Genomic DNA, 19,778 nt, shown 5'->3' on the forward strand with positions numbered 1-19,778 from the left:
ACAGAGCGCCCCAAGAAAGGTTCCCGGAATTATACCATTTCTTCGGGAATGCCCGGCAAATCGTGGCCCTTATCCTGTCCCGGCACAGGATTATGCGGCACAAGGAAATGGGGCCGCTCGTTCGGTTCAGTCTTAGCATTCTTGCTTGCCAAATCCCGCCATGTCTGTGCCCGTTCAAGACCGTCTGGCGCAGCATCGCTGAGCCAATGCTGGGTGCAGCGCTGAAACAAACGGCGCGCATCCTTGTCCTTCAGGACGACACCGGCCTCTGTATCCCATCGCATAGACCGTCCGTTCAGATTTGCCGAAGAGACAATCGCCCTTTCAGCATCACTGATGATAACCTTCGCATGGACATAGATGATTGGGGCCTGTTCGAGAGTATCACGATCACCATCTTGTGCCTTGGGCTGCACCGGAGACCCCAGAAACATATTGCCACCAAAAGCCCGTTTCAGGCGGCCGATCGCGCGGGCCTGCAAGTGTTCTCCAAATCGCGTGTCCAGCCCGCTCGCGTCGCCAAAGGCTGCCTCCTCGGGGGCGGCAGGAAGGATGACAATGAGGGAAACGCCGCGATGTGCTGCCTTGCAAAGCGCAGTTACGATCCGCGATGATCTAAGAAATTGTGTCTCAATATAAATAAACGTCCGAGCGCTTTCGATGAGATCAAAATGGGCCTGTTCGATGTCGTTCAGGACGGTCTTGGGCGAAAGACGAGGCACGCCGAAAGATCGGCGCTGGCTGAGGGTGCGGATCAAGCCGGGCACAGCCGTGATGTCTTGCCCCTCCGCGCCGGACCGAAACGTGTTGATATGGGTGCGCGCTGCGGATGCGATCGGCCCTTGGCACACGACTTGCACGTCATGCCACGTCTGCGGTGCAGGTCGGTCATGCGTTTTTGTATCAAATCTGCGCGGGTTCAAATCGAGCCCACCGATATAGAGTGTTTCCCCGTCGATTACCGCCATTTTTTGATGATGCGATGCAATATGAAGCGGCGGGAACCGCCAGAAGCGCGGGCTGAGTTGGGGACCTGTGCGAATGAGCTTGGCAAATTCGGGCATCGCCTCAAGCTGCCGTGCGCGGTCGTCTGGGGCAAGAGCGTTTAGCCGCTCACATTCTTTGTGGATGTGGAACAAGGCTGCAGGTGCAAACAGAAGACGCTGCAACATACCGGCCTGAGCTGGATGCAAATGAACCCTGGCCTGCATGCGGGCCGGACAGGCGGACGCTGCCGATTTCAACCTTTCAAAGCACTCCCAAGCGTATCTATGCAGTTCGGGCTTGGCGACAGGGTCGAAATCGGACAGCGTGATATCAAAGCGGACACCTTCGGCCAACTTCGCTGCAATCAGATCCGCCCAGGTTTCACCGTTTCCTGTCGATCCGTAGAGAGGCGTTGCAGCATCGAAGATGCGCATGGAGATTGAAACGTCCGTCTGGGCGCCCGCGACAAGCTCTTCGAACCGTGGATAAGCTTCTTCTGCGGTCAGGAGGATTTCGACCATGTTTCGGTCAGCGCAGTTTCAGCGTCAAACCGGTGTCGGACCATGTCGGCGCTGTGCCCAATTCACGGGCAAAGGCCGCCGTCAAAGCGATGGTGCTTTCATTGAGCGGAATTGGCTCTGCATCGGAGGAAACAACCAGTTCATCATCGCTGAGCGCAATAACGATGTTGCGCGCGGTGCTGCGGTTCAAAACGCGCAGCACCTCAACCAAGACATGCAAGACCGCATAGGTCCGCTGCACACTTAGCGGACTACAGCTTACGTCCTGCACTATTTGCCGACCCAGCAAAAACCCGCCACGCTGGACACCCAAAATGAGGTTGGGTAGCGCCGTCTCAATCGAATGGATTGCCGCACTGTCAAAACAGTTCTGCGCGGTATGCGCGATGCTCAGAAGCTGAATGCGCTGTTCCAGCTCACTGGCTACATCTATGACGGACGGATCGCGGGACACCAGCCGTATCATCGATTGGATGATCTGGAAGTTGTTGCTGACGTGGTGAAAGACTTCCTTTTGAAGCGTCACGAGATCGAGGTGCGGAGCATTCATGCGTCAGGCCACTGTCGCTGCTGAAACAACTGCTGTCGTATGCGCATCCGTGGCGTCGGTCATGCCCTCGTCACCGAGCTTCATAATGACTGCAAGGTCCCGACGTGCGCGGCCGACACGGCTTTTGATGGTGCCAACGGCCACACCGCAGGTCTCGGCCGCTTCCTCATACGACATTCCAAGCGCGCCCACGAGGGTGAGAGCCTCGCGTCGCTCGTCCGACAATTGAGCAAAAGCAGCTTTGAATTCGACATATTGCAAGCGGCCATCATGATCTGGTTTGACAGAGAGCTGAGCAGACAGATCACCTTCGGGATCTTCTGTCTCACGCGACGCCTTTGCACGGTCATTGTAGAAAGTGTTGCGCATGATCGTGAACGTCCACGCGCCCATATTTGTACCTTCGGAAAACTTATCCCTGTAAGAGATGGCTTTCACTAAGGTGTCCTGCACCAAATCATCTGCAGACGTGGCATTGCGCGTCAAACTGCGCGCGAAGGCCCTAAGGTTCGGGACCAACTGCAACAGATCGTCGTTGAACGAACTCATGAATCGCCTCCCTTGGAAGCGACCTCGTCCAGTTGGCTTAGCAGATGCCGGAAACGGTCTGGTATGCCCTCGTTCAAGGTCTCTTCGACACCCTTGCGAAGGTTCTCATCAATGAGAAGCCGAAAGGTCTCGGGCAGTTCTTCTTCCAAGGTATCTGAATAAGCATCTTTCAAATGGGCACTTAGAATACCGGTGTTAGGCTTTTCTTTTTCGTCCATTTGTCGATCCAAACTCGCTTTGCGTGACATTACATCTTGTTACCAACTAACAGTACTCTATTTAGTTAGTTCCCAGAAATTGCAAAAAAAGAACAACCCAATGGATCATATCGCTGGCCACATCCCTTTTCTGCGACGCTACGCGCGCGCTTTGACTGGTAATCAGACGACTGGCGATGCCTATGCCGCAGCGGTCCTTGAGGCCATGATAGCAGATCCAGCAACCATACCGGATCCAAGCGCAGCACGGGTCGAGATGTTCCGCATGTTCCACGGGATCTGGACATCCTCGGGCGCACCGGTCGCGGATGAAGAACGCGGGAGGGCTGCAAAAGTTCAAGAGCACCTCAAATCCCTGACGCCAGGCACCCGCGAGGCGCTGCTGTTACATTCGATGGAAGATTTCGCGCCTGCTCACGTGGCCGAGATCATTGGTGCTTCAGTCGAGGAAGCTGAGAAACTGATCCGGATTGGCCAAGAAGAATTGGCGAGCTCGGCACGGGGCAAGGTGCTCATCATTGAAGATGAGCCCGTTATTTCGCTTGATCTTGAAAACATTGTCACCGAGGCAGGCCATGCAGTGTTTGGCGTGGCTCAAACCCATGAAGAAGCCTTGCAGGTCGGAACCGATGGTCGACCAGACCTCATTTTGGCTGATATCCGCTTGGCAGATGAAAGCTCGGGCATCGATGCGGTGAATGATCTTCTGAAAGCGCATGGCGATCTGCCGGTGATCTTCATCACAGCCTATCCAGAGCGCTTGCTGACGGGCGAAAAACCAGAACCAGCCTTCCTGATCACCAAGCCCTTCCGGACCGAGCAGGTGCTATCGGCGATTTCGCAGGCGATGTTTTTTTCTTCGACGGAAACTCTCGCCTGATCAACTCCAGGGAAGTGTCATTCGAAAGCAGAAGCCTTCGGGCTTCCGCTCAATTTCGTAATCCCCAAAGAGCTGTCTTTTGACCGTCAAATCGATGAGCGTTGAACCGAAGCCTGCTGTCCCGTTGGTTTGGTCGGTTTGAGGTCCGCCGGTTTCAAACCAATTCAAAGACAGCGTGCCCGCATTGACGCGCCATTCGATTTTGACCCTTCCGTCTGTGCCAGTCAGGGCACCGTATTTTGCGGCATTGGTCGCCAGTTCATGAAGGACGAGCGCATAGGACGATGCTTGTTCAGCCCCAAGCGCGATAAAGTCGCCGGTCAACTCCGCTTGGTCTGCTGTCTGAAGGTGCGGCGCAAGAATTGTCTGCATCAGGGTGGCCAGGTCTGTTTCTGCGGCTGCGTTGTGATCTCTGGCAATAGCGGGACGCACCAAATCATGGGCAGACGATAACGATACAATTCGCGACCTCAGCGCATCGGCCATCTCTCGCGTCGTCTTACTTTCGCGGGCCGTGATGCTGATGATCCCATTGGTGATCGCGAACAGGTTTTTGACGCGATGGTTTAGCTCTTGTGACAAAAGGAGAGCGTGCTCCTCGGCTCGCTTGCGGTCCGAGATGTCTTGCACTGTCCCAACCATCCGCGTGGGGGTTTCGCTGTCAAAGGTCACAATTCCGGTGGAAAGCACCCAGATATAATCCTCGGACGGCCCCATTAAAACCCGCATTTCCAGGCGGTAGAGACCGTCGCCCGCAGGATCCATTGCCTTCGCAAAGGCGGCCTCATGCGCGTCCATATCCTCTGGATGGATTTTCGCTACTGCGGCTTCAAACGGATTGGTACTACCAACAGGCAGCCGCCAAATTTCGTAAAGCTGGTCGTCCCACTCAGCCACACCGGTTTCAAGATTCAGGTCGTAGGTTCCCATCGACCCGGATTGTAGGGCCAGATCAAGCCTTTGGCGCATCGCGCGCTGTTCACGAACTTGCGCCGACCGCGTCGCACTTTCGGTACGAAACGCCAATTCGCTTTCAATGCCAGCGGCGATATCATCAAGGATCGCGCGCTCTTCATTCGTCCAATCGCGCGGCTTACCCTCAATCGCGCAAAATGACCCTAACACCTCGCCATCTGTCGCGCGTACCGGAACACCAAGATAGGCGATGACATTTAGGTCGCGGATAGCCAAGTTTGATTGCAGCACCGGATCTTCGCGGGCGTCCCTCACCATCAAGGGTGCGCCACCTCTGACCACATGCTGACAGAATGAGTGCGAAAGCGGCGTCTCGCGAGACTCGGCATATGGTGCTGGCAAGCCAATTTGCGCTTTGAAAAATTGACGCTCCCCATCAACCAAAGATAGCAGGCCAACTTCCACACCAAGCATACGGGTTGCAAGGCGAACAGCGCGGTCAAAAATCTCTTCTGGCGGGCTGTCCATCAGCGAAAGACTGTCCAACGCTGCCAAGCGCTTTTGTGATTTCAGCGCGCATCCGTCACCGTCTGTTGTGTCTTTCATTCCCATCCCCTGCTTTGACTACAAAGTGTTGCAGTAGAAGCAAAAAGCAAGCCTTGGGCTAAAGAAGGCTAAACGCCGCTTTGAATAGCACGGACAGAACGACCAGCACCAAACCCACAGAAATAAGCCCCGCGATCGCAAGAACGCCATCCCGACTGATAAGCGAAAGGCATAGAATAGCAATAGCCCCTGCCATCATTGATGAGGTCGCAGGCAGGACCTCTAGAAATGGCATGACAAGGCCGCACAGCATGCAAAGTACCAACAGGACACGGATTGCCCGGCCTCGCACCAAAAACGGCAATCGCTCTTTTGTATGATCCTGCATCCAACTCAGCGGCGGTCGAATTTGGGCAAGCGCTTTGTTCAGCCTATCTCCGGGGACCTTCCGGCTAAGGATCAAGTCCGGTAGCCACAATTTTTCACGCCCCAAGATCAGTTGGCCAGCAATCAGGGCGATGACGATCCCGGACATTCCGGACAGACCCGGAATACTGCTTAGAGGGGTCACAACAACGAGCGAAACCAATAACAGAATAGGCAGGAAAGACGCTGGACCCAAGGCTTCGATCACGTCTTCGACTGTCGTAACATTCGCCTCCTCAACCTTGTCTAGCGCGTCTTCGATGTCTTCAAACGTTGTGTTGCAGTTGACAGTCTTCATTTTGAAAGCTCCTGCAAAGTAAAGGCAAAGAACACGCCGACCGCAGACATGGCCGCGCAGACCGCAAGCGCAAATGCCGCCCCGAACACCTCTGCGACACCTGCAAGACCAAGGCCCGCCGCAAGGACAGTCCCAATCAAGATGTTGCTGAGCGCTGTGTATTGCAGGCGGTCGCGGTCGTTGGCCATATCTGTCAAGTAGATGGAACGGCCAGACCGCACGCCTTGATAGCCGACTTGCGCAACGAACAGGATTGAAGCCGCAGCGAGCGTCGCGAGCGATCCATCTTCCAGAAGGATCAGAAAGGCGGCGATAGCATAGGCAATCGTGGCGATTCCTCCGCCGATCGCGAGGCTAAGACGGCTGGCCGTGTCGGATAGGTAACCCCAGGCCGCCGAGCTGACGATGGCGGCCAACCCGGACGCAATCACAAGGGGTCCAAGAGTTGTCAGTGAATTACTTTCGCTCTGAGCCGACGCAAGCACGATAAACGGGGGCGCGAGCGCCGTCGCGGTCAGGAATGCACGTGCCAGAACATAACGACGAAAATCTTTATCCTCGCGCAAGGGCTTGATGAAACTTACGATGCTTTTGATCTGCTCGCTTTTGTTCTCACTGGCGTCTTCATTTAATCCAATAAAGACGCAGGACGCGCAGGCGAACATCACTGCAGACACGCCGATTGCGGCGGCCACAACGGGAACAGACACCTGTCCCCAGACCCCCAACGCCATACTTGCGCCGAATGCCAAACCAGCAACGGCAGCGACCGTCCCCGCCCAACCTGTGATATGGCCGCGCTCGCCCTCTTCGACGGTTCGCGCCAAGGCATCTTTGTATGTTGTCGATGCTAGCGACCGACCGGCAACGAAAAGTAGCAATGAAAGAAGAATTAGCCAGCCCGCCAAAGTGCCATCAACCCTTAGCGCTATCATAGCGATTGCAAAAGCCGCCGCGCCTTGAAGCAGCGCACCGAGAGCCCAAAACATTTTTCGCAACTGGTATCGCTGCACAAAGCGCGCGATGAGGGGTTGCGGCAACAATGCGCCAGCCTCCCGGATAGGAACGACAGCGCCGCTCAGATAAGCTGGCGCACCCAAAGCGGTGATTAGCCAAGTCAAAATCAGCTTTGGGTTAATCAACTCATCCGCTGTTTTGCTTAAACTAAGCGATATAACATGCCGGGCTTTATTGCGATCCGCGGGACCTGACGCCTTCAATGCTGCTTTCGAAAGAGAATTGGCCATCGCTGCCTCCAAAGATTGGACCGTTACGCTAGCAACAGATGGCGCAGGAAAATGTTCCAGAAAGTTTTTTGGAACCGAAATCGTCTGCTCTTGTTGGCATAGCATAACTGGTCAACCGCAAAGGATTTATGCAATGACACAGAGCAAAAAAGACGCAACAGTCGCGCAACTTGGCAAAGAGGTAGAAGCCTTGCGCGGGGATTTAGGCGACTTGGTTTCGACGCTAAAACAACTCGGCGTCACTGAAAGCAAAGCTGCGATTAGCAAATCTGCCGAAGCCACCGATGTTTTGAAAGATCATCTGGCGGAGGCCACACAAAATGTTGCAGGTGCAGCTCAGGACGCAGCCGCATCAGCGCAGTCATTCGTAAAAGACAAACCCGCAGCGGCGCTGCTTGCCGCGGCGACGGCCGGTCTTGTCATAGGGATGGCCACATCCAAGCGGTCGTAAATTGATGATTTCAGATGATATTAAAAATCAGGCGCGCAGGCTGGCTCTGCGCGCCGCGCGGATCACCGCTGTTGCCTTCTTGGGCCTTGTCGGCATGGGCTTTCTCGTAGCGACAGCTTGGTTGGCGATTGCTGACAGGCTGTCTCCGATAGCAGCTAATGGTATCGTCGGATCAGCTTTTCTCGCGGTTGCTGCGGTCGTATTTTTCTGGCCGAAAAAGAAGTCTCAGCCCCCACAAGTGGAAGTCGGCGCGCATGACTTGGTTAAAGTCTTTCTGACTGGGTTGAATACGGGGCGGTCGCTTCGGTAGCTGCACCAGCGGCAGCTTTGCTACCAAAGACCGGATAACTCGTGTCCCCTGAAACGGCTAAAGCACACAGTCCAGTCAGTTTGGGCGCGAAAAAGTGTTGCAGGTTCGCTGAGGCGTAGAACGGCACATATCCGCAAACATCACGAAAAAGGGCCACCTCAAACGGCGGCCCTCATTCTTATTTGCTGTCATTGAGTTCAGACAGGACAGACTTGTCGCTTTTTTCCTCCGGATCTTTTGAGGGCTTACGGTCGCTCTGATTCAGTTCAGACAGGACAGATTTACGATCTTTTTTGCTCTTCTTGACGTCACTCATGGTGAAACTCCTTCATGGGTTTTGCGCAGAGACAACAGCCAAGTCGAAAATTTGTTCCAAAGCGTTCCGCTCTGAATTTTCCGCGACAGAACCGAACTTTGACCCAACGCGAAAGCATGCCGCTGCCTGAAATCAACGGCCGGGCAGCGGCATGTATTCCTTGGTTTGTCGGCTATTTCGTCAAACGCTTTATTCCATCGCCTGCAATCGTTTCAGCAGTGATGACGTATCCCACCGTCCACCGCCCAGTTTCTGCACGTCTTTATAGAATTGATCCACCAGCGCGGTCAGTGGCAGGCTAGCGCCGTTTTCATCGGCGGTGTCCAGACAAATGCCCAAATCCTTGCGCATCCAGTCCACTGCAAAGCCGTGATCAAAGTGATCGTCCAGCATCGTCTCATACCGGTTGGCCATCTGCCAGCTGCCCGCCGCGCCCTGGCTGATCACCTCAACCACAGCCCGCCCGTCCAGACCGGCTTTCTGCGCAAAGTGCAGCGCCTCTGCCAGCCCCTGCACCACGCCTGCAATCGCGATCTGGTTACACATTTTGGTCATCTGCCCGGCCCCGGAGCCCCCGATCCGTTTGCAGGTCTTCGCGTAGGCGCTGATCACCAGCGCCGCTGCATCATAGCTGTCCTGCGCCCCGCCGCACATCACTGAAAGCACGCCATTTTCTGCGCCCGCCTGACCGCCCGATACAGGCGCATCAACAAAGGCGATCCCCGCCTCGGCTGCGATATCGTGCAATTCACGCGTCACTGCGGCAGAAACGGTTGTGTGATCGACAAAGGTCGATCCGGGTGTCATCCCCGCAAACGCCCCTTCATCGCCCAGGCAGACCGCGCGCAAGTCGTCATCATTGCCCACGCAGGCCATGACCATGTTGGCACCCTCCGCCGCCGCGCGCGGGGTTTGCCCCATGCGCCCGCCATGCTCAGAGACCCATTTTTCAGCCTTGGCCGTGGTCCGGTTGTACACAGCCACATCGTGGCCCGCCCCTTGCAGATGCCCTGCCATCGGGTAGCCCATGACCCCAAGACCCAAAAACGCCAGCTTTGCCATTTGTCATCATCCTTTGCCTGTTGCGGCGCTGGACGATTATTCAGCCACTTCCCATGGGATCGTGAAGGCGTTCAGCGCTTTGCCGATATCTTCATCTGATACATCGCCGGTTTTTGCAATATGCGCGACCAGCCCACGTTTCTTATCCTCAAGCACCACGCTGACTTCGGCCCCGGTATCGGCCAGTGCCTTGTTATAAATGCGTGTGATCGCGTTTTTGCGCAGGTCAGGCTTGAAGATTTTGCCCACCGCCGTCTTGGGCAGTTCATCCATGATTTCCAAATGCTTAGGATGCGCAGCCCGTTCGTGGATATGTTCCTTGGCATAGGCGATCAGCTCATCGCTTGTGATCGTCGCGCCATCCACCAATTCGACAAAGGCGCAGGGCACTTCGCCGGAATATTCATCCGGTTGCCCGATCGCCCCGGCAAAGGCGACCGCCTCATGCCCGGCGAGCGCCTCTTCGATTTCAGCGGGATCAATATTGTGCCCGCCCCGGATGATCAGGTCCTTGGCCCGCCCGGTGATCCACAGATAGCCGTCCGGGTCTTTGCGCCCCAGATCACCGGTTCGCAGATATTGCGCGTCCGATATCGTGCCCGGATAAAACAGATCAGCGTTCTTATCCGCCTCCGTGTAGGTTTTACCCCCATAGACGCCGGGGCTTGAGATGCAGATTTCCCCGATCTCATCAGGTCCGGCATCCTTGCCCGTCGCAGGCGAGATTATCCGCACATCCGTGTAAGGGAACGGAATTCCGATAGACCCGACCCGTTTATCCCCGTCAGGCGGGTTGATCGACACAAGGCAGGTTGCTTCGGTCAGCCCGTAGCCTTCGCAGATCGTCACGCCTGCGGCCTCTTCGAAACGCCGGTAAAGCTCTAGCGGCAGGGGCGCGGAGCCGCAGAAGGCAAGCCGCAGGCTTGAGATATCCGCATCGACCTTGCGCTGCATCAGCGCGGACATGGCCGTGGGCACAGTGATCATGAAGGTCACCTTGTGCTTCTCAATCAGCTTCCAGAAATTGTCCATCACCCCTTCGCCGCGATAGCCCTGCGGCGTTGGAAAGACGACCTGCGCCCCCGACCCAAGCGATGCCCCAAGCGACACAATCGTCGCGAACACATGGAATAGCGGCAGCGGGCAGATCTGCACATCATTTTCGGTAAAGAGCAGCCGATCCCCCAGCCAGGCATTGTAGATGATCCCCGAATAGCGGTGCTGCACGACCTTGGGCATGCCTGTGGTCCCGCCGGTGTGGAAATAGGCCGCAACCCGGTCCACTTTGCTGTCTTCAAATGTCAGCTCGGTTGGCTGCTTGTCCAGCTCGGCATTGAAATCAAGCACCCGTGCATCATGATCTGCCGGGTTCTTGGGCCGGATCAGCGGGACGATGAATTTCTTCAAACCGCTCAGATGGCGCAGCAAATCCACCTCAAGCACATGTTTGACATTGGGGGCAAAGCGCACGGCCTCAGCCGCCTTTTGCGCCACGTCGGCTTTGGGAAAAGCCTTGAGCGTCACAAGCACTTTGGCCTTGGTTTCACGCAGGATTGCGGCGATTTGTTCGGCGTCCAGAAGTGGGTTGATCGGGTTGACGATCCCCGCAACCTGACCGCCCAGATAGGTCAGGATCGTTTCGGTCGCGTTGGGCAGCAGGTAGGCCACCACATCATTTTCGCCCACGCCCAAAGACCGGAAAAGGTTCGCGGTCTGCCCGGTCTTGTCGCGCAATTCGTTCCAGGTCAGGGTTTCACATTTGGAATTCGGGTCCGACAAAAGGCTGAAACTGACCGCTTTGCGGCTGCCATGCTTTTGCGCCGTCTTGCTGAGCATCGCATAGGTCGTGGTTGGCAAATCGCGCGCATCCCACGGCATTTCATTCTCGATCGCATCACGATCAGCGACATTTGCATAAGCCATGCCTTCTCCTCCCAAATATATCTGCCGTCTTTTGGGCAGTTCTCCCTGATCACCCAAGTTGGGCAAAGAACGGCGAAACCTCAAGTATGACGCTACGAGATTTTCTATTCAGCCGCCACACCTTCTGTGAATTGCAGCCGGGCCAGACGTGCATAAAGCCCGTCTTGAGCCACCAGATCATCATGCGTGCCCTGCGCGATGATCTTGCCGTTTTCAAACACGATGATCCGGTCCGCCTTTTTGACCGTGGCCAGCCGGTGCGCCACGATCAAGGTCGTGCGTGTCTTGGCCAGATCCTCAACCGCCTTTTGCACAGCGTGTTCGCTTTCGGCATCCAGCGCGCTTGTCGCCTCATCCAGCAGCAAAATGGGGGCGTCGCGCAAAATCGCGCGGGCAATGGCGATCCGCTGTTTTTGCCCGCCAGACAGCATCACACCGCGTTCGCCCACATAGCTTTCATAGCCATCGGGCAAGAGCGACAGGAAGTCATGCGCGGCGGCAGCCTTGGCGGCGGCTTCGACTTCAGCATCGGTGGCTTCGGGCCGGCCAAAGCGGATATTCTCGCGCGCGGTTTCGGCAAAAATCACCGGGTCTTGCGGCACCAGTGCGATATGTTTGCGGAACTCGCCACGGGTCAGGTCACGCAGATCCACCCCATCCATCAGCACCGCCCCTTGCTGCGGGTCGTAGAACCGTTGGACCATCTGGATAATCGTGCTTTTACCTGCCCCGGACGGGCCGACCAGCGCCACAGTTTCCCCCGGCGCGATCTTCAGATCAATCCCATCCAGCGCCGAGACATCGGGCCGCGAAGGGTATTGAAAGCTGACATTATCGAAGGTGAGCGCCCCTTTGACCGGCTCAGGCAGCGATTGCGCATCAGGGCTGTCCTGCACACTGTCTTCAATGGTCAAAAGTTCGACCAGCCGTTCGGTGGCCCCTGCGGCGCGCTGCAATTCGCCCCAGACCTCGGACAGGGCCGCAACAGCCCCCCCGACCATGATCGTGTAAATCAGGAACTGGACCAATCCGCCTTCGGTGATCTGGCCCCGGCTGACATCTTCGGACCCCATGCTGAGGAAAAGCACCACGGCGGCAAAGACCATGAAAATCACCACAGCGGTCAAAATGGCGCGGATAAAAATCCGGCGCCGCGCCGACCGATAGCTTTCTTCGGTCACTTCATCGAATTTCGCCCGGCTCAGCGCCTCATGCGTGAAGGCCTGCACGGTTTGCGCCGCCAAGAGCTGTTCGGACGCACCGCCGCTTGATTCTGCGATCAGGTCCTGGTTTTCCTTTGAAATCTTCCGCACCCGGCGCCCCAGGAAAATGATGGGAAATAACACAACCGGAATCGGCCAGAGCACCATCAAGCTCATTGGAACTGAGGTCAGCAGCATCAGAATCACGCCGCCGATGAAAATCAGGATATTGCGCAGCGCGATTGAGGCTGAACTACCGATCACCGATAGGATCAGCGTTGTATCTGTGGTGATCCGGCTGAGCACTTCACCGGTCATGATCCGTTCATAAAAGGCGGGGCTCATGCTGATCATGCGGTTAAAGACGCCCTTGCGGATATCGGCCACAACCCGTTCACCCAGACGCGTCACCAGATAATAACGCAACGCCGTGCCCAGCGCGAGCAGCACAGCCGCCGTCAGCATGGCAACGAAATAATCCCCGATCTGCCCCCCCGCTTCGCCGAAACTATCGACGATCAGCCGGGCCGTCACCGGCAATGAGAGCGACACGCCAGCTGTGAAAACCAAAGCAAAACCTGCCCCGTAGATATTCAGCTTATATGGCCGCATGAACGGCCAAAGCGCACGCAGCGCGCTGACCTTTTCACCAACGGGGCGATCTTCTGGTGTGGTTCTTTGGGGGTCTGCCATCGGACATCCTTTGTCACTTGTCCCCTGACATAATTCTGGCGTGCGCTTTTCACAAGCCATGCTGCGGGTATGTCCGATATTCAAATTTGTATGGAAGTTTTTGGAGCGGGCGACGGGAATCGAACCCGTATCATCAGCTTGGAAGGCTGAGGTCTTACCATTACACAACGCCCGCAACTAACAGGGTGACTAAATCACCTTCGATATGAGGTCAAGAAGTGCCAGCCGAGTTTCGTCTGCAGACCATCGAAAACCGCAATGATCGGTTTCGGATCAAGATCAATTGGACGCCGCCGCCCCTTCCAAAAACTCCCGCGCCCGCGCTGTCCAACCCTGTGGCAGCCCATGACCACCGTCATGTACATCTAGGCGCACTGGCGCGCCGATACATGAGACATCCCACACCCGTGTCCGGTATTGGTCGGAAATTGTGATATCATCCGGGTTTGAACGGCAACCATTGGCGTCGCGTGCCCGGTCGAGAATTTCCCACAGGCTGCCTTGGTGCCAAGCGCCAATGCCGCGCCCCTCAAACGGTACTTGCGCATCGGCGAACCCATGCACCTGCATCACAGGCAGCCCTTGCAGCCCCGCGCAATCCGTCGGGTTTGGTCTACGCAAGGCCCCCGCCACACTGACCATCCCTTTCAAACGATCCCCGGCCTCGCAGGCCAAAAGCCAGGCCATCGACCCGCCTGCCGAAAAGCCCGCCGCATAAACCCGGTCAAGATCAAGATTCGCCCGCAGGCTGGCATCCTCTAAGACCGCAAAGGTAAAAGCCACATCATCGCGCGGCGCGCCCGCGCGGGCGGGGTAGGAACGGGGGCCATCCCCGGATTGGTAGCCATTGGGCGCCAGCAGTGCATAGCCCTGTTCGAGAAAGTCCCTTTGCAGGCCGCCCCCACGGTGGATCGATGCACCATTGCCCCGATGTCCGTGATACCAGATCAACACAGGATGCGGCCCCTCCCCATCGGGCAGACGCAGGTGATAAAGCCCGCCTTCAATCTCGCACGGGGTATCTGGTCCGCAGTCTTGCGCCATGCCTGGCAGGCCAGTGCAAATCAATAGGCTGGTCAATAGGCTGCGGATCACGGGGCATCTCCGATGTTGCACGTTTTCACAGGTGCAACTGTTGCGACCAGAGCCCCGCAAGGTCCAGTCACGATTTCGTTTTGGCGATCCGGCCATGGCCCCAAACGCAAAATGCGCCACGGTTGCCCGCAGCGCATTTTTTCCGAAAGCTGCTGTCAGCTTACTTCATTGTGATACGCCCATCGGTATAGGGCTGATAAGGTGCGTTGGCTGCGATGTATTCAGCTGTCACATCCGCCAGGTCTGGGCCATAGTCATAGGCATTGGCCGCATCGACGAACATGCCGTAGCCGTCGCCGCCATTACGCACGTAGTTGTTGGACACAACGCCGTATGTCGCCGCCAGATCAATCGGCGCACCGCCAACCATGACTTCGGAGACGCGCGAACCGGGTTCGGCTGCGGCATCAACCGTAAAGCTCATGCCCGCAACTTGTGGGAAGCGCCCTGCCCCTTCTTCGATTTCGCTGACGCCGTTTTCGAGCGCGGCGACAATGGCCTCACCGGTCACTTCGAAAGTCGAAAGCGTGTTCTGGAACGGCAGCACCGTCAGGACTTCGCCCATGGTGATTTCACCACCGTCGATCGACGCGCGCAAACCGCCGCCGTTCTGGATGGCGATCTGAACGCCCTGATCCTTGACCCGGTCAAGCATCGCATCGGCCACGAGGTTGCCCATCGGGCATTCCATCGCGCGGCAAACCGAACGGTCGCCTTCGATGGCTTCGGCCGCATCTGCCACGACGCGGGTTTTCATTTCCTCGATTGGGCCTGCCAGTTCGGCCACGCGGGCCACGGCGGCTTCATCTTCGGCTACACTGGCATCCAGCAGGATCGTATCTCCAGTCGCTGAGGTCACATTGCCCGCATCGTCAAATTCCAGCACCAGATGCCCGACATATTTCGAATAGGCATAGGCCTGCACCACCGGCACATCGCCAACCATGGTCGGATAGGCCATTCCATCTTCATCAGTGTTTGAGAACAGCGTGTGCGAGTGTCCGCCCACGACAGCGTCAAGGCCCGCAACCGCTGCGGCGATTTCAAGGTCTTTGGTCACGCCCACGTGGTTCAGCGCGATGATCTTGTTGACGCCTTCCGCTTCCAGCGTGGCCACATCTGCGGTCAGGCTTTCGATTTCATCGGTGAAGATCACCGCATCAGACGGGCTGGAGGTTTCAACCGTATCGACGGCCAGCGCCGAGACGATGCCGATCTTTTCGCCGCCAACTTCAAGCACAACGTGGTTATCCACCTGGCCTGCCAGCACGTTTGAGCTGGAGACATCGATATTGCCCGAGATGATTGGGAAAGACACAGCGTCAGTCAGCTTGCGCAGCCCTTCGTCGCCATCGTCAAATTCGTGGTTGCCCACGGCCATGGCGTCAAAGCCGACGATCTCGGCAAACTCGGCCTCAACATCGCCTTTATAGGTCGTGTACATCAGGCTGCCCTGATATTGGTCGCCCGCGTCCAGAACGATCACGTTTTCACCGGCCAGCTCTTCGCGCAGCTCGTTGATTTTGGTGATCACCCGCGCCACGCCACCAAAACATTCGCCTGCGGCGTTGTCTTCGGCGTTGCAGGTCGAATCGAACCGGTTGATTGGTTCAATCCGGCTGTGCAGATCGTTGATATGGATAACATGCAATGTGAAGTCAGCCGAGGCAGCCCCTGCTGTCAGCGCCAATGCGCATGTTGATGTAAGAATTCGTGAAATCATGTGGATTTCCCCCTGTTTAGATTTGGTAAGATTGGCGCTGGGTCGCGGCAGAGTCAAACGGCTTCCCCGCGCCCGATTAGGCGGACCCTACGTCAGTTTTGTGACATGCCTTATTCTTGACCTTCCGCGCCTATAAGGCCATCAGACCCCTATGCTGATTTACAAAATTTTCCGGGCCGATGAATGGGCCCAGCTGCAGGCCGATGGGGTCACCGACGGTGCGCCCATTGATCTGGAAGATGGGTACATTCATTTTTCGACGGCTGACACTGTGGCCGAAACCGCCGCCAAATATTTCGCCGGGGCCGAAGGCCTTTGGCTTTTGGCTGTTGAAGCAGATGGGCTGGACGCCCTGACATGGGAGCCTGCGCGCAAGGGCGTGCTATTCCCCCATCTTTACCGCCCTTTACACTTGTCCGAGATCGCCTGGAACGTCCCGCTGCCCCTAAAAGGCGGTAAACATCAATTCCCGGAGCTACTATGAAGCTGGCAGAGACAATCGGCCTTGCCGCCCTGCGCCGCATCGATCCTGAGGCCGCCCATGGGCTGGCGATCAAAGCTCTCAATACAGGGCTTGGCCCGCGCGGCGGACCTGTTTCAACCGCGCGCCTACAAACATCAATCGCAGGTCTGGACCTGCCCAACCCGATTGGTCTGGCCGCTGGTTTTGATAAAAACGCCACTGCACTGAATGCGCTGGCCAGGACCGGCTTTGGCTTTCTTGAGGTGGGCGCAGCCACACCGCGCCCGCAGCCCGGAAATCCCAAACCACGCCTCTTTCGCCTGACCGAAGATCAGGCCGCCATCAATCGCTTTGGCTTTAACAATGACGGGATGCAGGCCATCGCCGCTCGTCTGGCCCAGCGCCCCACAAGCCGTGTGACCGGCCTGAACCTGGGGGCCAATAAAGACAGCACCGACAAAGCCGCCGATTTTGCGACCGTCTTAAAGGAATGCGGCCCGCATGTGGATTTCGCGACGGTCAATGTCTCATCCCCCAACACCGAAAAGCTGCGTGATCTGCAAGGCAAAGCCGCGCTTTCGGCGCTGCTGAACGGCGTGCTAGAGGCAAACGCGGCCCTTGCCAAACCGATCCCGATTTTCCTGAAAATCGCCCCCGACCTGAACGCGGATGAGCTGGCCGATGTGGCAGAGGTCGCCAATGGCGCGGGCATTTCGGCGGTGATTGCAAGCAACACCACACTGGACCGCGAAGGCCTGCATGGCCCGCATAAAGCCGAAGCCGGCGGTTTGTCCGGCCAGCCCTTGTTCGAAAAATCCACGCGGGTTCTGGCGCAGCTATCCACTATGACAGAATTGCCCATCATCGGCGTCGGCGGGGTCGGCAGCGCCGCGCAGGCCTATCAAAAAATCCGCGCAGGTGCCTCTGCCGTGCAGCTCTACACGGCGCTGGTCTATGGCGGTCTGTCCCTTGTCGATGAGATCACGCGCGGACTGGACGCGCTTTTGGCGCGTGATGGTTTTGATACGGTGGCGCAGGCCGTGGGATCAGGACGCAGCGATTGGCTTTGAATCGGCGGCCGCCTCAAGCGCGGGATAGCGGATCGCCAACGTTGCCCCGCGCACCACAAAGCTGATCAGCATCCCGATCCACAGTCCGTGGTTTTCTAAGACGGCCATAAGCGGGATGACGCAGGCGAAATAGACGATGGTCGAAACGATCATCATATTGCGCATATCCTTGGTCCGCGTTGCCCCGATAAATATCCCGTCCAGCATCCATGCCGCCCAGCCTAGGATCGGCGCCGCAATCATATAGGGCAGATAGACCCGCGATGCGGCGCGCACATCGGGCGCGGTTGTCAGAATATCAATGACGGTCCCGCCAAATACGGCAAAGCTGCTCGCCAGAACAATGCAAATCACCGCCCCCCAAAGACTGCTGAGCACAGCGCTGCGCCGCACTGCACTGCGGGCCCGCGCCCCTAGCGCCTGGCCCACCAGCGCCTCTGCTGCGAAGGCGAACCCATCCAGCGCATGCCCCGTGACCTGCAGAAACTGCATCAGGATTTGGTTGGCTGCCAATTGCACGTCCCCAAAATCCGATCCGTAGAACAGAAAGCTGATGAAAATCGCCTGCAGCAGCACCGACCGGATCAGGATATCTGAATTGACAAGCGCCATATGTTTCAGTCGCACCGTATCAAAGACGCGCGCCGCTGATCGCCAGGCGGTACGGGTGAACACCCCCCGGCAATACCAAAGGCCCAGCGCCAGCCCGCCCCATTCGGCGATAAATGTCGCCCAGGCCACACCGCTCACGCCCCAGCCCAGCTTGAGCCCCAGAAAATAGCTCAGCCCGATATTGCAGCCATTCATGCCGACCTGAATGATCAATACCGCGCGGGTGCGTTCCTGCGCGATCAGCCAGCCCGTGATCCCATAAAGCGCAATGGTCGCCGGGGCCGACCACACCCGGATGGTCATGTAGTCCCGCGCAAGGCTTTCCACAGCCGCACTGGCCGGTGAGACCCAAAACGCGCCGTGGAAGATCAGCACTTGCGCGGCGATGATTACCAGCCCCGCCCCGATCCCTATCAGCATGGCGCGTGCAAAAAGCGCATCCACCTCATCTGCATCACCGGCCCCCGCCGCCTGAGAGGTCAGGCCCGTTGTGCCCATCCGCAGAAACCCGAAGATCCAATAGATAGCGGACAAGATGATCGCGCCAATCCCGACCGCGCCAATGGGCGCAGCCTCGCCCAATTGGCCGACCACGCCGGTGTCAACGACACCCAGGATCGGCACCGTTGCGTTGGACAGGACAATCGGCAGCGCAATGGTCAGTACCCGCCGATGGGTCAGCGGCGCCGTTTCATTCATCGCGGGCAGGCATCAGGAAATGGCCGGTGCCCTGCGCGAACAGCCGAGTGCGATTATCCTGCCAAGCCTCAACATGCACCGAAGCATAGCGGCGGCCCGAGCGGTTGATCCGCGCCCGCGCATAGGCATCACGCGGCAGCCCGGAGCGCAGGTAATCCACCGTAAAGTCGATGGTCTTGGGCAGCTTGGGGCGCATATCCGCATAGTGATCGAATTTGCCCGCCTCCATGTCCTGCCAGATCATACCCCAGCTGAGCTCAATAATCGCGGTCACTTCGAGAAAGGCGGCCGTCACGCCGCCGTGCAAGGCTGGCAGCATCGGGTTGCCGATCAGCTTGTCATCATAAGGCAGGATGCCCGTCAGCTCATCCCCGCGCCGGTCAAACCGAATGCCCAGGAACTGGATATAAGGGACACCGCTGACCAGTTTTTCCAGTGTCGCATCGCGGCGTTGTTTGACCAGTTGAACAGGTTCAGGGCGCTTCATGCTTTGGCCCTTTCAATCGTGAAGGCCCCGGTGGCCGTTGCAACGGGGCGGTCGACATCTGCATCAACGGCAGTGGCGCGCACGAAGGCGACCGACCGGGTGACGTGGTAACATTCAGCCGTGGCCGTGATACGCTGCCCGGGGCTTGCCGCGCGCATATAGTCGATCCGCAGATCAAGCGTGGCTGTCGCGATGGGGGCCGCCGGATGGGCCATCACAGCGGCACCCGCACATGTATCCATCAGGGCCGACACCGCCCCGCCATGGATCACCCCGGTTTCAGGATCACCCACAAGGCGCGCATCATAATCCATCCCGATAGTCGCCTTACCATCTGCGATCTCGGTCAATTGCATCCCAAGTTCTTTGGCATGGGGTATGGCTTCGATGAACTGGCGCGCGATCTTCTCGCGGCGGGTTTTCTGCAGGTCGGTCATCGGGGCTCCTGGACAGCTGGGTGCGGCCCGCTTTGTGGCCCGCAAGATGATATAGCCACATTCCCCAAAGCCCCGCCATCGCAAACGCACTAAATGGT

General features: G+C 57.4%; 21 protein-coding genes and 1 tRNA gene. 5 read left to right on the forward strand and 17 right to left on the reverse strand.

The window, feature by feature from the left end:
• Positions 1-29: 29 nt before the first annotated feature.
• From AABB29_RS19050 to AABB29_RS19065, 4 genes are read right to left on the reverse strand one after another with little or no spacing between them, the layout of a single operon-like run.
• The gene (locus AABB29_RS19050) at positions 30-1,508 is read right to left on the reverse strand and encodes a phospholipase D-like domain-containing protein (RefSeq protein ID WP_341365412.1); all 1,479 of its coding nucleotides are present in this window, start codon (positions 1,506-1,508) and stop codon (positions 30-32) included.
• A 7-nt stretch (positions 1,509-1,515) separates the two neighbouring features.
• Entirely contained in the window at positions 1,516-2,058 is a 543-nt protein-coding gene (locus AABB29_RS19055; RefSeq protein WP_341365411.1) for a histidine kinase dimerization/phosphoacceptor domain -containing protein, read from the reverse strand.
• A gap of 3 nt (positions 2,059-2,061) precedes the next feature.
• On the reverse strand, positions 2,062-2,607 hold the full coding sequence (locus AABB29_RS19060) for a sigma-70 family RNA polymerase sigma factor (protein WP_341365410.1): 546 nt from the start codon (positions 2,605-2,607) through the stop codon (positions 2,062-2,064).
• Positions 2,604-2,825: a NepR family anti-sigma factor gene (locus tag AABB29_RS19065; protein ID WP_341365409.1), complete on the reverse strand. Its 222-nt coding sequence runs from the start codon at positions 2,823-2,825 to the stop codon at positions 2,604-2,606. The genes AABB29_RS19060 and AABB29_RS19065 overlap by 4 nt, the downstream gene beginning before the upstream one ends.
• Before the next feature lie 100 nt (positions 2,826-2,925).
• Between AABB29_RS19065 and AABB29_RS19070 the strand changes: the two genes are divergently transcribed.
• Complete coding sequence (locus AABB29_RS19070) at positions 2,926-3,705, forward strand: response regulator (RefSeq protein ID WP_341365408.1); 780 nt, start codon at positions 2,926-2,928, stop codon at positions 3,703-3,705.
• Here the strand turns inward: AABB29_RS19070 and AABB29_RS19075 are convergent, their stop codons facing one another.
• From AABB29_RS19075 to AABB29_RS19085, 3 genes are read right to left on the reverse strand one after another with little or no spacing between them, the layout of a single operon-like run.
• Positions 3,706-5,226: a GAF domain-containing protein gene (locus AABB29_RS19075; RefSeq protein ID WP_341365407.1), complete on the reverse strand. Its 1,521-nt coding sequence runs from the start codon at positions 5,224-5,226 to the stop codon at positions 3,706-3,708.
• Positions 5,227-5,284: 58 nt separating this feature from the next.
• Positions 5,285-5,890, reverse strand: coding sequence for an exopolysaccharide biosynthesis protein (locus tag AABB29_RS19080; protein WP_341365406.1), 606 nt, complete (start codon positions 5,888-5,890; stop codon positions 5,285-5,287).
• Complete coding sequence (locus tag AABB29_RS19085) at positions 5,887-7,242, reverse strand: MFS transporter (RefSeq protein WP_373636687.1); 1,356 nt, start codon at positions 7,240-7,242, stop codon at positions 5,887-5,889. The genes AABB29_RS19080 and AABB29_RS19085 overlap by 4 nt, the downstream gene beginning before the upstream one ends.
• Between AABB29_RS19085 and AABB29_RS19090 the strand changes: the two genes are divergently transcribed.
• Positions 7,130-7,588 (forward strand): hypothetical protein, encoded by a 459-nt coding sequence (locus AABB29_RS19090; RefSeq protein ID WP_341365404.1) that lies wholly within the window; start codon positions 7,130-7,132, stop codon positions 7,586-7,588. The genes AABB29_RS19085 and AABB29_RS19090 overlap by 113 nt on opposite strands.
• 4 nt (positions 7,589-7,592) lie before the next feature.
• The gene (locus tag AABB29_RS19095) at positions 7,593-7,898 is read left to right on the forward strand and encodes a phage holin family protein (protein WP_341369044.1); all 306 of its coding nucleotides are present in this window, start codon (positions 7,593-7,595) and stop codon (positions 7,896-7,898) included.
• Between the two features lie 178 nt (positions 7,899-8,076).
• Here AABB29_RS19095 and AABB29_RS19100 read toward each other — a convergent pair whose 3' ends face one another.
• The 7 genes from AABB29_RS19100 to AABB29_RS19130 all read right to left on the reverse strand — a co-directional run bounded on the left by AABB29_RS19100 (position 8,077) and on the right by AABB29_RS19130 (position 15,912).
• A complete protein-coding gene (locus AABB29_RS19100; protein ID WP_341365403.1) occupies positions 8,077-8,214 on the reverse strand; it encodes a hypothetical protein in 138 nt (45 codons plus the stop codon).
• Between the two features lie 189 nt (positions 8,215-8,403).
• Entirely contained in the window at positions 8,404-9,276 is an 873-nt protein-coding gene (locus tag AABB29_RS19105; RefSeq protein WP_341365402.1) for an NAD(P)-dependent oxidoreductase, read from the reverse strand.
• Positions 9,277-9,312: 36 nt separating this feature from the next.
• Complete coding sequence (locus AABB29_RS19110) at positions 9,313-11,199, reverse strand: acyl-CoA synthetase (RefSeq protein WP_341365401.1); 1,887 nt, start codon at positions 11,197-11,199, stop codon at positions 9,313-9,315.
• A 104-nt stretch (positions 11,200-11,303) separates the two neighbouring features.
• Entirely contained in the window at positions 11,304-13,094 is a 1,791-nt protein-coding gene (locus tag AABB29_RS19115) for an ABC transporter transmembrane domain-containing protein (RefSeq protein WP_373636688.1), read from the reverse strand.
• Positions 13,095-13,195: 101 nt separating this feature from the next.
• Positions 13,196-13,269 (reverse strand) — tRNA-Gly (locus AABB29_RS19120).
• Between the two features lie 104 nt (positions 13,270-13,373).
• Entirely contained in the window at positions 13,374-14,189 is an 816-nt protein-coding gene (locus AABB29_RS19125; RefSeq protein ID WP_341365400.1) for an alpha/beta fold hydrolase, read from the reverse strand.
• Positions 14,190-14,349: 160 nt separating this feature from the next.
• Positions 14,350-15,912 carry a 5'-nucleotidase C-terminal domain-containing protein gene (locus AABB29_RS19130; protein ID WP_341365399.1) on the reverse strand — a complete coding sequence of 521 codons (1,563 nt, stop codon included), beginning with the start codon at positions 15,910-15,912 and terminating at the stop codon, positions 14,350-14,352.
• Positions 15,913-16,063: 151 nt separating this feature from the next.
• Here AABB29_RS19130 and AABB29_RS19135 point away from each other — a divergent pair, with 151 nt between their 5' ends.
• The gene (locus AABB29_RS19135; RefSeq protein WP_341365398.1) at positions 16,064-16,396 is read left to right on the forward strand and encodes a DUF952 domain-containing protein; all 333 of its coding nucleotides are present in this window, start codon (positions 16,064-16,066) and stop codon (positions 16,394-16,396) included.
• On the forward strand, positions 16,393-17,445 hold the full coding sequence (locus AABB29_RS19140) for a quinone-dependent dihydroorotate dehydrogenase (RefSeq protein WP_341365397.1): 1,053 nt from the start codon (positions 16,393-16,395) through the stop codon (positions 17,443-17,445). Before AABB29_RS19135 ends, AABB29_RS19140 begins: the two co-directional genes overlap by 4 nt.
• Here AABB29_RS19140 and AABB29_RS19145 read toward each other — a convergent pair.
• The 3 genes from AABB29_RS19145 to AABB29_RS19155 are packed head-to-tail and all read right to left on the reverse strand — an operon-like array spanning position 17,422 to position 19,680.
• On the reverse strand, positions 17,422-18,756 hold the full coding sequence (locus AABB29_RS19145; RefSeq protein WP_373636689.1) for an MATE family efflux transporter: 1,335 nt from the start codon (positions 18,754-18,756) through the stop codon (positions 17,422-17,424). The two genes, AABB29_RS19140 and AABB29_RS19145, sit on opposite strands and share 24 nt — an antisense overlap.
• Positions 18,749-19,243 carry a PaaI family thioesterase gene (locus AABB29_RS19150; RefSeq protein WP_341365396.1) on the reverse strand — a complete coding sequence of 165 codons (495 nt, stop codon included), beginning with the start codon at positions 19,241-19,243 and terminating at the stop codon, positions 18,749-18,751. Before AABB29_RS19150 ends, AABB29_RS19145 begins: the two co-directional genes overlap by 8 nt.
• Entirely contained in the window at positions 19,240-19,680 is a 441-nt protein-coding gene (locus tag AABB29_RS19155) for a PaaI family thioesterase (RefSeq protein ID WP_341365395.1), read from the reverse strand. Before AABB29_RS19155 ends, AABB29_RS19150 begins: the two co-directional genes overlap by 4 nt.
• Positions 19,681-19,778 lie beyond the last annotated feature (98 nt).

The organism is Yoonia sp. BS5-3 (genome assembly GCF_038069655.2).
Classification (GTDB): Bacteria; Pseudomonadota; Alphaproteobacteria; order Rhodobacterales; family Rhodobacteraceae; genus Yoonia; species Yoonia phaeophyticola.